The sequence below is a fragment of the Acinetobacter sp. 2JN-4 genome, assembly GCF_003687745.1.
Lineage (GTDB): Bacteria > Pseudomonadota > Gammaproteobacteria > Pseudomonadales > Moraxellaceae > Acinetobacter > Acinetobacter halotolerans.
The window spans coordinates 105256-119947 of the sequence record NZ_RDNY01000001.1 but is presented as its reverse complement, the minus strand read 5'-3'; the positions used below and the strand labels follow the sequence as shown (position 1 = coordinate 119947).

Below are 14692 nucleotides of genomic sequence, written 5' to 3'. Positions count from 1 at the left end.
TTTTTTACTTAAATCGAGGCAGAAATGACGCAACAAAACGCTCAATCGACTTCTGAACAAATACTTTCCGAAAACGATTTAATCGCACAGCGTCATGCCAAATTAAAGCAAATCCAAGAGACTGCAAAACAGACAGGCAAAAGCCCTTGGCCGAATACCTTCAAACGTGAGCATTATACGGCTGATTTGCAAGAACAATTCAAAGATCAAGATAAGGCACAAATCGAAGGTGCTGAAAAAGTTTATGTAAAACTCGCGGGTCGTGTCATGCTCAATCGTGGATCATTTATTGTGATTCAGGATATGACAGGTCGTATCCAGTTATATGTTGACCGTAAAGGCTTAGCAGCAGACGTTTTAGAAACGATTAAAAGCTTAGACTTGGGCGATATTATTGCAGCAGAAGGTTATATTGGTCGTTCGGGTAAAGGTGACTTATATGTCCACCTTGAAGGTTTTGAGTTATTAACTAAATCTTTGCGTCCACTTCCAGACAAATTCCACGGCTTAACTGACACCGAAGCAAAATATCGTAAGCGTTACTTAGACTTGATCGTAAATGAAGAAACGCGCAGAACTTTTGAGATTCGTGCTCAAGTGATCGCGGGTATGCGTAACTATCTAATCAATGAACGTTTCATGGAAGTAGAAACGCCAATGATGCATGTAATTCCAGGTGGCGCATCTGCGAAGCCGTTTGTTACGCATCATAATGCTTTAGATATGGAGCTCTATCTGCGTGTTGCGCCAGAGTTATATTTAAAGCGTCTGGTTGTTGGTGGCTTTGAGCGTGTGTTTGAAATTAACCGTAACTTCCGTAACGAAGGTGTTTCAACCCGCCACAATCCAGAATTCACCATGATTGAGTTCTATCAAGCTTATGCGGATTATAAAGACTTGATGACACTGACTGAAAACATGCTTGAAAAGTTGGCTGTTGATATTTTGGGTTCTACTGATGTGCCTTATGGTGAAGAAGTGTATAGCTTCAAAGGTCCATTCAAGAAAATCTCGATGTTTGATGCGATTCTTGAGCATAATCCAGATTTCACACCTGAAAATGTCAATGATCGTGAATTCTTGGCAAAATTCACCAAAGACGTTTTAAAAGAGCAGGTTAAACCTGGTTTCGGTTTAGGTAAATTACAAACCATCGTGTTTGAAGAAACAGTAGAGACTAAACTCCGTCAGCCGACATTCATCACTGAATATCCTGCTGAAACTTCACCGCTTGCTCGCCGTAATGATGATAATCCGCATATCACAGATCGTTTTGAGTTCTTTATTGGTGGTCGTGAATTGGCCAATGGTTTCTCAGAGTTAAATGATCCGATCGATCAAGCTGAACGTTTCCAAGCACAAGTTGCAGAGAAAGATGCTGGTGATGATGAAGCGATGCATTACGATGCAGACTTCATTGAAGCGTTAGAATATGGCTTGCCACCGACTGCAGGTCAAGGGATTGGTATCGATCGTTTAGTGATGTTGTTTGCAAATGCAGCGAGTATTCGTGACGTTCTATTGTTCCCGCATATGCGCCGTAAAGATTAATTTTAAGTCAAATAAAAATAGCCACATCTGATTTGTGGCTATTTTTTTATGTGTGCTTTTATTGATTATTTTTCCTGCATCTCTTTTTCTAGTTTTTCACTTGCTTGCATGATTTTCGGCATTAATTCATTCATTTGCTGGTATCCAACTTGCATACTTTTTTGCATGACGATCGGCAACTTATCAATCGTAGATTGGCCAACAGGCGTCTTATAAAACTCAAGCATGCCGTTGATTTCTTCTTGAGTAAACTCTTCAACATAAATTTTAATCATTTCGGGTTCTAATTTTGCCCAAGTAAAATCCTGTTTTACGATGTTTGCAATATTTTGACTATAATTTTCAATGGCTTTCTTTTGTTTAGCATTGACTTCTTGACCATGAGTTATTTGTTCAATGCTTGAGGCTGTAAATTTGGAGATGTATTCGTTGGATTGATCAATTAATTGTTCTGATTTGGTGATTTTCAATAACTCTTTTACCGACTCTTTTGATGCTTGTTGAGCAAAAGCTGGCATACAAATCGTTGCGCCAAGGATAAGCGTTGGAATAAGTTTTTTCATTATCTGATTTCAATAGTATTAAAGAAAAACAAAGGGTACTCAGTGATATCCTGAGCTGTCAATTTTTTATCGCATGTTAAGAAATGTAATTGTTTGGTTTGGTGATTGAAAAGAATCTATAAAAAACAGATGATGTGCTCATAAATAAATTTGAGAACAGCTTAGATATGTTTTTAAAAAAATCGCTTTATGTCGCATTATTTGCTTCTCTTTCTTCTGCATCATTTGCACAAGGTATTGTGTTGAATGATGAAAATTTACGCACCGACTTGAATTGGTTGAATCAACAAGGCGTTATTCAAATCAGCACCTCAACATGGCCAATGAGCGGTGATGAGATTAAACGTGCATTATCACAGGCTCAAGTGAACAATAAAGCACAACAGAAAGTTGTGGACTCAGTTGTTCATGCATTAGCTGTTGACAATGCAACTGCTAAAGTAGGTTTACATGCGGGAACTGATCTTAAAACTGTGCCACAAGCCTTTGGTGATAGCCAAAAATCTCAATACCAAGCAGCTTTAGAGTTTAATGCTGGCGGTGAAAATTGGGATGCAAAAATCAGAGTCAATGGTGAGAAAGACCCGTTGATTGATAATGGACATGATGTCAATGTTGAAGGCTCTTATATTGCTGGAAAGCTTTGGAATCAATGGGTCATCGCAGGTCAAATTCCGACGTATTGGGGACCAGGTCATGATGGTAGTTTGATTCGTGGTGATGCCAGTCGTCCAGTTTATGGGGTAACTGCACAACGCGCGGTACAAAATGCTTTCGAAACAAAATGGTTGTCTTGGATAGGTCCTTGGCAATATCAAGCTTTTGCTGGACAGCTCGATGATTATGAAGCGGTTCCAGATGCTAAATTAATCGGTCTACGCGTAACGGCTCAACCTTTGCCATATTTGGAGTTGGGTGCTTCACGTATGTTGCAGTGGGGCGGTGATGGTCGCTCAGAAAGTTTTGATTCTTTATGGAATGCAATTAAAGGGAATGATAATTTCGATTCTGCTGACGATGATAAGTCGAATCAAATTGCAGGATTTGATTTTCGTTTAAACTTACAGTCCTTATTAGATACCCCAGTGGGTGTCTATGGACAATATGTGGGTGAAGATGAAGCGGGTGGTCTACCAGCGAAAAAAATGTATCTAGCTGGTACGGATTTCTCATCAAGTTATAACAACATGCCTTACCAACTTTATGCTGAGTGGGCAGATACACGTACCAATGGTAGTGCAAAAGGTATCTCTTATAGTCATCATATTTATAAAGATGGTTACTATCAACACGGTTTTCCACTTGGTCATGCGATGGGTGGTGATGGGCAAATGTATTCTGTAGGCGGTGATATTCGCTTTGATACCATGAATCGTTTAAGTGGTCGCGTAATGTATGCAAAAGTTAGTCAGACTCAGCGAGTTGAGGATAACAATGCAGCATTTCCTAAAGCTGATAAACTTAAAGGCTTAGATTTGACTTGGACACATTATGTGAAACCAACGATTCCATTAAAAATTAATGGTTGGATTAGTGATTCTGATGTGAATGGAAATGATGGTGGTGTTTCAGTCGGTGTGGAAATTCCATTAGAGCGAAATATGTTCCGTTTTTAAGCGTTATTTGTCTAAAAAAGAAGCCTATAAGGCTTCTTTTTTTCGAGATATTCATGTGAATTTGAGATGATCATGATTGTTTTTTTATTCATGCATATCACAATTTTGCATATTGATATGAAAAAACAAGCTAAAGAAGTCAATCTAAATTATTATAATGAATAAACTTTACTGGCTGGTGAATAAGCCACTAGTAAGCATATTGATATCACGAAAAATTGGAGTTGTTATGGCACTCGTTCCTCCACACGGTCTTCCAAGTGGTGGTTTAATACCACTTATAGATTTTATGGGTAACATGGATAAGGAGGTAAGTGTACATGACTGAAAATAGATTAACGCACCTCAAACAACTTGAGGCTGAAAGTATTCACATTATTCGTGAAGTTGCTGCCGAATTTGAAAATCCTGTCATGCTTTACTCGATTGGTAAAGACTCAGCGGTGATGTTGCATCTTGCATTAAAAGCATTTTACCCAGCAAAACTTCCATTCCCACTTCTGCATGTAGATACGGGTTGGAAATTTAAAGACATGATCGCATTTCGTGACAACATGGCAAAAACACATGGCTTTGATTTGATAGTGCATCAAAACAAAGAAGGTCGTGATGCAGGTATCAATCCATTTGATCATGGTAGCTCGAAATATACTGACATCATGAAAACTCAAGGCTTAAAACAAGCCTTAGACAAATACCAGTTTGATGCAGCTTTTGGTGGCGCACGCCGTGATGAAGAAAAATCACGCGCTAAAGAACGTGTTTATTCGTTCCGTGATACTAAACATCGTTGGGACCCTAAAAACCAACGTCCAGAACTTTGGAATCTCTATAACGGTAAAGTCAACAAAGGTGAAAGCATCCGTGTTTTCCCATTGTCGAACTGGACTGAGTTAGATATTTGGCAATACATCTACTTGGAAAATATCCAATTGGTTCCGCTTTATTTCTCTGCTGTTCGCCCAGTAGTTGAACGCAGTGGTACGTTGATCATGGTGGATGATGAGCGTATGCGTTTAAAAGAAGGTGAAGTTCCACAAATGAAATCGGTACGTTTCCGTACACTTGGTTGTTACCCACTGACAGGTGCAGTTGAGTCTGAAGCGGATAACTTGCCTGAAATTATCCAAGAAATGCTTTTAGCAACCAGTTCAGAGCGTCAAGGTCGTATGATTGACCATGATGAAGCGGGCTCGATGGAAAAGAAAAAGCAGGAAGGTTATTTCTAATTTCCTTAAGCAAGTCCCTCTTTTTAAAGAGGGATTTAGGGAGATTAAAACCGATTTCTAAAGAATATGTGGAGTTTTGAGCAATGTCTCATCAATCAGATCTTATTAGCCAAGACATCTTGGGATATTTAAAGCAGCATGAACAAAAAGACTTATTGCGTTTCTTAACCTGCGGTAATGTCGATGATGGTAAAAGTACCTTAATTGGTCGTTTGCTTTATGATTCAAAATTGATTTATGAAGATCAATTGCAAGCGGTCACGCGTGACAGTAAAAAAGTCGGCACGACGGGCGATGCGCCTGACCTTGCTTTACTTGTAGATGGTTTACAAGCGGAACGTGAACAGGGTATTACCATTGATGTCGCTTATCGTTATTTCTCAACCGAAAAACGTAAGTTCATCATCGCGGATACACCAGGACATGAGCAATATACTCGTAATATGGCGACGGGTGCATCTACTGCGGATCTTGCGATTATTCTGATTGACGCGCGTTATGGTGTGCAAACACAAACGCGTCGTCATACTTTTATTGCAAGTTTACTCGGTATCAAAAATATCGTGGTTGCGATCAACAAAATGGACTTGGTTGAATTCTCAGCAGTGCGTTTCAATGAGATTCAGGTTGAATATGATGCTTTTGTGAGCCAGCTTGGTAGTCGCCGTCCTGAGAATATCCAGTTTGTACCAATTTCTGCGTTGAATGGTGATAACGTCGTTAATCCATCTACAAGCACGCCTTGGTACAAGGGTCAAACCTTGATGAATATTCTTGAATCAGTGGAAATTAAGCGCGAATCAAATAAGCAAGAGTTTCGTTTCCCTGTTCAATATGTCAATCGTCCTAATCTTGATTTCCGTGGCTTTGCCGGTACGATCGCATTGGGCGGAATTAACGTCGGTGATGAAATTTTAGCCTTACCGTCAGGTAAAAAGTCAACGGTTAAAGAGATTGTGACCTTTGATGGTAATCTTGAGCATGCTTTTGCTGGTCAAGCTGTAACTTTAACGTTAAATGATGAAATTGATATTTCTCGCGGTAATGTTTTAGTACGTGCAGGCGAACAACCACTGATTTCACGTAGTGTGCGTGCGTCAGTTGTGTGGATGACAGAACATCCTTTGGTTAAAGGTAAGTTGTATAACCTGAAAGTGGGTACTCAAACTGTTCCTGCGAAAGTAACTGCAATTAATTACCGTGTTAATGTAAATACCCTTGAGCATACCCAAGTTGAAGAACTTGAGTTGAATGCAATTGCAGATGTTGTGGTTGAATTTGATGCACCAGTGGTATTTGACCAATATCAAGACAGTCGTTATACAGGTTCATTCATTTTCATTGATCGTTTAAGCAATGTAACGGTTGGTGCGGGTATGGTTGAGGCTGCTGTTGAATGGACTGCACATAGCAATCCTGTGACAGCGGAAGATCGTGCTGCCCGTTTAGGTCAAAAACCTGCGGTGATTGGTGTGTCTGCCCAGTTGATCGAAAAAGCGCATGCTTTAGAGAGCTTATTGATTCAACAAGGTGTTGTTGCGATTGCAAAAGCGGATTTAACTGCTGAGCAAATCAACTTGTTGCGTGAAACCGGTGTGGTTGTCATTACAACAACGGTTGATGCTTCTGATACTGAGGTAGCGGCTGAGTCAGTGGAAGATGCGGCTGAGAAGATTGTGACATTAGTCCGTCTGTAATTGCTTAGCTTGATTGAAAAGAAGCCCGCGAAAGCGGGCTTGTTTTTTGTGGTTTGTATCTAAAATCGTATTTAATTTTATCCTACTTTGAGATCGCTTTTATGCGACAATAGCCCTTTATATTTTTGTCCAAGGACTCCCATGACTGAGCGCTCTCCTGAATCTTTAAGCGATATCGAAATTTTAGACATTTTACAGTCTATGAGAAAAGATGAGCTTGATGTTGAAGCCAAAGAGATGATCGTCAATGGTGGTAAAGCAGGTCGCCAAGAAGCACATAAACAAGCATTGGTGGCATTGCATACAAGTTTTGAAGATAAATTTGTTGAAGCTGTTACACTGGCATTGGGTTTGAATGCAGGGCAAGCAAAAAAAATCCGTTATAAAAAAGATCGTATTCGTATTTTAAAAGTACGTGGTATTGATTATCTTGCGATTGATGGTGCTGAAACTGCACAAGTACTCTCGCAAGTGGCTCAAGCAATTAGTCGTGAAGATGCCATTGTTACTGAAGGTCTGCACAATATTTTCCCATTTTGGAAGGAAGGTTGGCCGATGGTTCAGTTTGATAACGCCTACAAGATTTTAGCTGAAGATATCTCGATTCATTATCAAGCAACACTCGATGAGTTAATTTCACTTTATGGTGGCAATTAAAACATCATTAATGCGGTGTCGTGCTTGAATCCTCTCATTGAAAATAACAAGGATTGTTGATTTTATGCGTTTAGCTACGAAGATTCCGCCAGAGGCTTTACAGGTATTACGAGAAGGTAAATTAATTGATGCCATTAAGATTACCCGTGAAAAAACGGGTTTAGGCTTAAAAGAATCGAAAGATTTAGTGGATCAATATTTACAAGATCATCCGCAAGAACAGGCACGTATCCAAGAGCAGTTGGCCCAGCGTAGTCGAGGGGGAATCAAACTTTTTGTTTTGATCTTCTTTATTTTGGCCATCTTAATTTGGTTTGCTACAAAATAAAAAAAGCCCAGTCAATGGGCTTTTTCATTTGGTTTGATTCTAGTCTTCTTGAATTAAAAAAGACTCACTTTCTTGGCTTGATAGGATTTGAGTCACAAGTAATTGATCAATCTTATAATGATCAATATCGACCACCTCAAATTTGAAACCAGCATATTCTACAGCATCGGCTGGGCGAGGGATCTTGCGTAAGCGATACATAATAAAGCCTGCGATCGTCTCGTAGTTTTCATTTTCAGGGAATTCTTCAATTTCCAAGACGTGCTTTACATCTTCTATCGGGGTGCTACCATCAATTAACCATGAATGATTATCACGCTTAATAATTTGTAGATCTTCTTCCAATGGTGTAACCCAATCGCCCATCACCGTAATCATAATATCGCTCAAGGTAATGACACCAACCACGAATGCATATTCATTGATAACGACTGCAAATTTTTCTTTGGTTGAGCGAAACCGATCCAGTACCTCTGATAAGGTTAGGGTGTCTGGAAGCATGAGAACCGTACGAATCGTGGACTCATTGAGCTGTAGTAAAGATTGATTATTTAAAATACGGACTAAAATGTCTTTGGTATCGACATAGCCAATGACTTGGTCAATATGTTCATTGCAGACTAAAAACTTTGAATAAGGGTATTCCGCTAATTTTTGACGAATACTACTTTCATTTTCTTTCAGGGTAAAATAAACCACATTTTCGCGTGTGGTCATACTCGATGGAACAGTACGTTCTTCTAGTTCAAATACATTTTCAATGAAATGATGTTCTTGTTTTTGTAAAACACCTGCTTGAGCGCCAGCATCCATGACTGCGGAAATATCATCAAAAGTAATATTGTCATCACGAATGGTATTCACTTTAAATAGACGGAATAACAAGTTTGCGATCGCATTGATGCCCCAAGCTAAGGGTTTACAGACTTTAATAAAGATTTGAATCGGGTCAATGACGCTAATCGCAATTTTTTCTGGTGCGATCATTGCCAAGCGTTTTGGCATCAAATCAGCAAATAGAATGAATAGTGATGTCACAAACGTAAAGGAAACGGCGAAACCAATGTTTTCTAACCATTGTCCTGTATAAAAGCGACTAATCAGCTCAATAAAATGAGGTCGAAAGGCTGCTTCACCTAAAATACCACCTAAAATAGCAACAGCATTTAGCCCTATTTGTGAAGCGGCAAAGAAATCAGCAGACTGTTCTTGTAGGTCTAGTACTTTTTGAGCGCGATGCTCTCCAGATTCTGCGAGAATCTTAAGTTTAACTTTGCGAGCACCTGCTAGCGCGATTTCAGTAAGTGATAAAAAGCCTGCTGCAACAATCAGCATAGCAATGATAATGATATTTTGTACGAGACTCACACGTCACCTAGATTTTCATCATTATTAATTATCATAATGTTTTAACATAAAAAAGACGCTGAGTTAATCTTTAGATCAACCCAGCACTACTCATATTTTAAAGTGAAATGACTTTAAGGTAATGAGCTACTTTTAGTATTGAGAAAACTGTGAGTTGTTTAATAAAAACTCACGGTTTTCTTCTTCAATCATTTGGCGCGCGACAAATAGAATCAGTTGTCTTAACCAACGGTGCGCTGGATGATGGTGAAGTAAAGGGCACCAAGCCATTTTAAGTTCAAATTCTGGAATATAAAAAGGAGGATCTTTGATGACCAGTCTTTGATTTTGTGTTTGTAGTTGTGCCATTCGCGTTGGAAGCGTTGCGATTAAATCAACATTTTGAGCTAAAAGGGCTGGCATTTGATAGTGTCGGGTAAAGACTGAAATCTTACGACGTTGACCGATACGCTCTAATGCTTGATCAATCCAACCTAAACCCGCTTGTTTGTCTGGATTTACACCGAAGCCAACGCCCATACCTGTTTTTGATACCCAAATATGTTGGGCATCTAAATAACTTTTGAGGTTGAGGTGGGTAACGGCAGGGTGCTTGTCATTCAAAATACAACTAAAGCTATCACGCCAAACCAAGACTTGGTGAAAGCTTTGCGGAATTTCATTGAAACGATTAATGGCTAGATCGACTTTACCTTGTTCCATGTCTCGATATGAGACATCGCTTGGGGTCAAAAAGTCGAGTACGACATTAGGTGCTTCTGAGCGTAATGCTTTGACTAAGCGAGGAACTAAAGTTGCCTCAGCATAGTCAGATGTCATAATGCGAAACACGCGAGTACTGGTATACGGTCTGAACTCGGTACGCGGTTCCAGAATCATCGAAAGGTCTGATAGTGCATCACGAATACGAGGTTGTAGTTCTAATGCACGTTCAGTCGGGGTCATGCCTTCTGATGAACGGATCAGTAAAGGATCATTAAATAAATTACGTAAACGACGTAAAATATTACTCATCGCTGGTTGGGTGACACCGAGCTGTTCCGCGGCGCGTGTGACATTTTTTTCACGAAGAAGTACATCAAGATATATTAATAAATTGAGATCGACCCGTTCCAGATTCATAAAAAAAATACCGAAAATAAAATCTTTAAATTGTGCTGGATTATGACATATTTAAAGCAGTTTGCGTAACTTAATACGATATAAAAACAATTGCACAGTAATGAATGATGTAAGCTATTGAAAGCATAATTCTGTCTTGTTCAGCAGTCAATTTACGCTGTTTTTGGTGTGAAAATAATATGAGCATAATAAAATAGATCAGAATGAAGCGCTCTCGAATTGGATTTTTGGGATGCTTTTGCTGATTTAAAGAAAGCAGATATTGCGTGTTGCAACAGCATCGAGGCAGTGCTGATGAACTTTTAATGTAAAAAATATAATTTAAAACAATATCTTAAAATGGTTATATGTTATTGTGAATACGTCTTTATCCATGTATTTTTTAAAAAAATACTGAAGATTAACCTAGAATATTGGATAAATTCGTTTGCAAAGACTAAGCTGTGAAACATGTTGATGAAGTGCTTGAAATCTAGACTGCGAAAAGCATGATTTTTAGCAATCATTCGATGCCAATCCTCAAAGGAATATATCATGACTACATATCAAACAGCGATTGATGCAATCCGCGAACTAAAAGCAAAATTCGGCGACACTTGGCGCGATATTAGCCCAGAAGATGCTGCGCGTATGCAATTGCAAAACCAATTCAAAACAGGTCTAGATATTGCTAAATATACCGCTGCAATTATGCGTCGTGATATGGCTGAATATGATGCTGACTCTAGCAAATACACTCAATCATTAGGTTGCTGGCACGGTTTTATCGCGCAACAAAAAATGATTGCGAACAAAAAATACTTCGGTACAACTGAGCGTCGTTATATCTACCTTTCTGGTTGGATGGTTGCTGCACTTCGTTCAGAATTTGGTCCACTTCCTGACCAATCTATGCATGAAAAAACTTCAGTTGCTGCGTTAATTGGTGAAATCTACACTTTCTTACGCCAAGCTGATGCGAAAGAATTAAACGATTTATTCCGCGCGCTTAAAAAAGCAAAAGAAGCGGGTGATACAGCTAAAGCTGCTGAAATCACTGCTCAAATCGATGGTTTCCAAACTCACGTTGTGCCAATTATTGCGGACATCGATGCTGGTTTTGGTAACGAAGAAGCAACTTACTTACTTGCTAAGAAAATGATCGAAGCAGGTGCTTGTGCACTTCAAATCGAAAACCAAGTATCTGACGCGAAACAATGTGGTCACCAAGCTGGTAAAGTAACAGTTCCACATGAAGACTTCATCGCTAAGATCCATGCATTACGTTATGCATTCTTAGAAATGGGTCTTGATGACGGTATCATCGTTGCACGTACTGACTCAGAAGGTGCTGACTTAACTCAAAAAATCCCAGTGGTTAAAGAGCCAGGTGACATCGCTTCTCAGTACATTAGCTACTTAGAAACTTCTGAAATTGATATTGCTGATGCTCAAGAAGACGAAATCTTGATCAAACGTAATGGTAAATTACACCGTCCTAAGCGTTTAGCTTCTGGTTTATATCAGTTCCGTGCTGACACTCAAATCGACCGTGTTGTACTTGACTGTGTATCTAGCCTTCAAAATGGTGCTGACCTTCTTTGGATCGAAACTGCGACTCCAAACGTTGACGAAATCGCTCACATGGTTAACCGTGTACGTGAAACTGTTCCAAATGCGAAGCTTGTTTATAACAACAGCCCATCATTCAACTGGACTTTAAACTTCCGTCAACAAGCTTACGACCGTTGGGTTGCTGAAGGTAAAGACGTTTCTGCTTACGACCGTGCTAAATTAATGAGCGCTGAGTACGATGAGACTGAATTGGCTGCTGATGCTGATGCTAAAATCCGTACTTTCCAAGCAGATGCTTCTCGTGAAGCGGGTGTGTTCCATCACTTGATCACACTTCCGACTTACCATACTGCTGCGCTTTCTACTCATGAGCTTGCACAAGGTTACTTCGGTTCTGAAGGTATGTTGGCTTATGTTGCTGGCGTACAACGTAAAGAAATCCGCGGTGGTATCGCATGTGTTAAACACCAAGCAATGGCTGGTTCTGACATCGGTGATGACCATAAAGAAATCTTCGCTGGCGACAATGCTTTGAAAGCTGGTGATGACTCTAAAAACACAATGAACCAATTCGGTGGCTAAGCCCTGATTTGATTCTAAAAAAACCCTGCTGTTAAAGCAGGGTTTTTTTATACTTAGATTGATATTTACCGATAATGAATGCTCATAATATGTGAGCATTCATCGCATAAACATTATTCCGCTTCTTTGTTGAGTTGGTATTTATCAGCGAGTGCACCTGTGATTTCATTGCCTTCTAAATCAAGTGCTTTTAAGTAGCCTTCGGCAACAAAGTATTTACGGCTATCACCAGCTTTGTCTAATTCAATGATAGACGTGTTGTTGTGATCAAACTGGAAGCTACCTTTACTTTCAAAAGATTTCCCATCACCTTTACCGAGATAAGTTTCTTCTAGTTCAAAAGTTTTATCCGAATTAAGCTCTAGTTTTGTTTCAATACCTTCACAATCGGCGCAAGGTAATACACCTTTATAGCTACCATTCCAATCTAAAGAGTTTTCTGCGGTATGTTCACGATCTATCATCGGTTCAGATGCAGCCTCTGTTGTTACTGCAGGAGGGGTTGAGTGGTCATCTTTAGGTGTTTCTGACTTATTACAAGCCACTAGAAATACAGATGCAAGAGAAACTGCGATTATTGATTTTTTCATCTTAGATACAACCCTGTGAAAATATTGATACCCAAGTTATGAGATTTTAAAAGAAAATAATAGTAGGGGAGTGTAAGTGTTATTTAATTTTTGGTAAAACAGGACGGTTTAGATGAAATGGAAATGTATCAAATATATAAGAAGAAAGGCACTTATCTTTCGATAAGTGCCTTTCTTTGAATCTGGAGCGGGAAAGGAGACTCGAACTCCCGACCCCAACCTTGGCAAGGTTATGCTCTACCAACTGAGCTATTCCCGCAATATGGACGCATTATAGAGTGTTTAACAAAACTGTCAACTCTCCATGGTGTTGATTGGTTGTTTTTTGACTAAGTTAGTCAGCGCGACGCCAAATCGTGCCCTGGCGGCTGTCTTCAAGTACCACACCTTGATCGAGTAAGGATTGACGAATTGCATCTGCCTTCGCAAAGTCTTTGGCTTTTTTTGCATCCACACGTTGTTGTATGAAATCTTCAATTTCTGTATCAGATAGAGAAAGGGCTTCTTGGCCAATATCAGACTTTAAAAAATCATCTACATCGTGTTGAACTAAAGCTAAAACATTGGTTAGGTTTCGTAGCGTAGAGTATAGAACCGTCGCTTGTTCAGCTTGTTGTTCTTTTACAGCACGATTCAATTCTTTATTTAGTTCAAATAATACCGCCATCGCTTCAGCAGTATTAAAGTCATCTCGCATGGCATTGTTAAAACGTTCAACGAAACTGGTTTCTAATGTTTCAACTGTTTTTTGTCCATAAACTTGTTGATAGGCTTTAAAAGAATGATAAAAACGGCTAAGTGCTGTTTTGGCTTCTTTTAATGCAACATCGGAAAAGTTGACTGGACTACGATAATGCGACGACACGATAAAATAGCGAATGACTTCGGGATGGAATTTTTCCATCACATCTCGAATGGTAAAGAAGTTGCCTAAAGATTTAGACATTTTCTCGCCATCAACATTGATGAAACCAACGTGCATCCAATAATTTACATATTGTTCGCCAGTGGAAGCTTCACTTTGCGCAATTTCATTCTCATGGTGAGGGAACATTAGATCCGAACCGCCACCATGAATGTCAAAGTGATTGCCTAAGCAGCAAGTCGACATTGCTGAACATTCGATATGCCAACCGGGACGACCATTGCCCCAAGGAGAAGCCCAAGCAGGTTCATTGGCTTTGGCGTGCTTCCAAAGTACAAAATCAAAAGGGTGTTTTTTATCAACTTCGACATCAACACGTTCTGATGCGCCTGCTTGCATATCATCTAGTTTGCGACCTGATAAGCGACCATATTTATTGAATTTAGTCACTTCAAAATAAACATCACCATTTGCAGCAGGATAAGCCGCACCTTTGTCTACTAAAGTGCTGATCATGCTTTGCATCTGATCAATATAATCTGTCGCTTTTGGTGCTTCATCAGGTGCGATACAGCCTAGATTTGCTGCATCTTCATTCATTGCCTCAATAAATCGAGCAGTGAGTTGTTGAATGCTTTCACCATTTTCATTGGCACGTGCAATGATTTTGTCGTCTATGTCAGTAATGTTACGAATGTAGCGAACTTTCCAGCCTTGACTACGCAAGAAGCGGGTAATGAAGTCGAATGCAACCATAACGCGAGCATGTCCAATATGACAGTAATCGTATACGGTCATACCACAGACATAGATATCGATTTGTCCTTCGTTACGTGGGACAAATTCAACTTTTTTACGTTGCTCTGAGTTATATAAAACAAAAGGTTGCATAAGGGTTTTCAAACACTCTACAAAAATCGTGATTCATCATAACGTATGCACCATATTTCATAAAGTTATCAATAAAAAA

At 39.5% G+C, this 14692-nt stretch carries 13 protein-coding genes and 1 tRNA gene; 8 read left to right on the top strand and 6 right to left on the bottom strand.

Annotated features, from left to right (window positions below; all coding sequences use genetic code 11):
- Positions 1 to 24 precede the first annotated feature (24 nt).
- The gene (gene lysS, locus EAH57_RS00695) at positions 25 to 1551 is read left to right on the top strand and encodes a lysine--tRNA ligase (RefSeq protein ID WP_121928413.1); all 1527 of its coding nucleotides are present in this window, start codon (positions 25 to 27) and stop codon (positions 1549 to 1551) included.
- 65 nt (positions 1552 to 1616) lie between these two features.
- On the opposite strand, the gene EAH57_RS00690 is transcribed toward lysS, so the two are convergent.
- A complete protein-coding gene (locus EAH57_RS00690) occupies positions 1617 to 2114 on the bottom strand; it encodes a DUF2059 domain-containing protein (RefSeq protein ID WP_121928412.1) in 498 nt (165 codons plus the stop codon).
- Positions 2115 to 2281: 167 nt separating this feature from the next.
- Between EAH57_RS00690 and EAH57_RS00685 the strand changes: the two genes are divergently transcribed.
- From EAH57_RS00685 to EAH57_RS00660, 6 genes are all read left to right on the top strand, one after another.
- Entirely contained in the window at positions 2282 to 3730 is a 1449-nt protein-coding gene (locus tag EAH57_RS00685; protein WP_121928411.1) for a capsule assembly Wzi family protein, read from the top strand.
- A gap of 229 nt (positions 3731 to 3959) precedes the next feature.
- Entirely contained in the window at positions 3960 to 4058 is a 99-nt protein-coding gene (locus EAH57_RS00680) for a hypothetical protein (RefSeq protein WP_004668798.1), read from the top strand.
- A complete protein-coding gene (cysD, locus tag EAH57_RS00675; RefSeq protein WP_121928410.1) occupies positions 4051 to 4959 on the top strand; it encodes a sulfate adenylyltransferase subunit CysD in 909 nt (302 codons plus the stop codon). Before EAH57_RS00680 ends, cysD begins: the two co-directional genes overlap by 8 nt.
- A gap of 83 nt (positions 4960 to 5042) precedes the next feature.
- Positions 5043 to 6656: a sulfate adenylyltransferase subunit CysN gene (gene cysN, locus EAH57_RS00670; RefSeq protein WP_121928409.1), complete on the top strand. Its 1614-nt coding sequence runs from the start codon at positions 5043 to 5045 to the stop codon at positions 6654 to 6656.
- Between the two features lie 141 nt (positions 6657 to 6797).
- On the top strand, positions 6798 to 7313 hold the full coding sequence (locus EAH57_RS00665; RefSeq protein WP_121928408.1) for a hypothetical protein: 516 nt from the start codon (positions 6798 to 6800) through the stop codon (positions 7311 to 7313).
- A 64-nt stretch (positions 7314 to 7377) separates the two neighbouring features.
- Positions 7378 to 7641 (top strand): ribosomal protein L7/L12, encoded by a 264-nt coding sequence (locus EAH57_RS00660; RefSeq protein WP_121928407.1) that lies wholly within the window; start codon positions 7378 to 7380, stop codon positions 7639 to 7641.
- A 39-nt stretch (positions 7642 to 7680) separates the two neighbouring features.
- On the opposite strand, the gene EAH57_RS00655 is transcribed toward EAH57_RS00660, so the two are convergent.
- Together EAH57_RS00655 and EAH57_RS00650 are read right to left on the bottom strand one after the other, a co-directional pair.
- Complete coding sequence (locus EAH57_RS00655; RefSeq protein ID WP_121928406.1) at positions 7681 to 9009, bottom strand: hemolysin family protein; 1329 nt, start codon at positions 9007 to 9009, stop codon at positions 7681 to 7683.
- A 132-nt stretch (positions 9010 to 9141) separates the two neighbouring features.
- Positions 9142 to 10131 carry a LysR family transcriptional regulator gene (locus EAH57_RS00650; RefSeq protein ID WP_004668785.1) on the bottom strand — a complete coding sequence of 330 codons (990 nt, stop codon included), beginning with the start codon at positions 10129 to 10131 and terminating at the stop codon, positions 9142 to 9144.
- A gap of 534 nt (positions 10132 to 10665) precedes the next feature.
- Between EAH57_RS00650 and EAH57_RS00645 the strand changes: the two genes are divergently transcribed.
- Positions 10666 to 12267 carry an isocitrate lyase gene (locus EAH57_RS00645; RefSeq protein WP_004668784.1) on the top strand — a complete coding sequence of 534 codons (1602 nt, stop codon included), beginning with the start codon at positions 10666 to 10668 and terminating at the stop codon, positions 12265 to 12267.
- A gap of 113 nt (positions 12268 to 12380) precedes the next feature.
- Here EAH57_RS00645 and EAH57_RS00640 read toward each other — a convergent pair whose 3' ends face one another.
- The 3 genes from EAH57_RS00640 to cysS form a co-directional block, all read right to left on the bottom strand.
- Complete coding sequence (locus EAH57_RS00640; protein WP_121928405.1) at positions 12381 to 12857, bottom strand: copper resistance protein NlpE; 477 nt, start codon at positions 12855 to 12857, stop codon at positions 12381 to 12383.
- 183 nt (positions 12858 to 13040) lie between these two features.
- A tRNA-Gly gene (locus tag EAH57_RS00635) sits at positions 13041 to 13116 on the bottom strand.
- A gap of 75 nt (positions 13117 to 13191) precedes the next feature.
- Positions 13192 to 14613 (bottom strand): cysteine--tRNA ligase, encoded by a 1422-nt coding sequence (gene cysS, locus EAH57_RS00630; RefSeq protein ID WP_121928404.1) that lies wholly within the window; start codon positions 14611 to 14613, stop codon positions 13192 to 13194.
- Positions 14614 to 14692 lie beyond the last annotated feature (79 nt).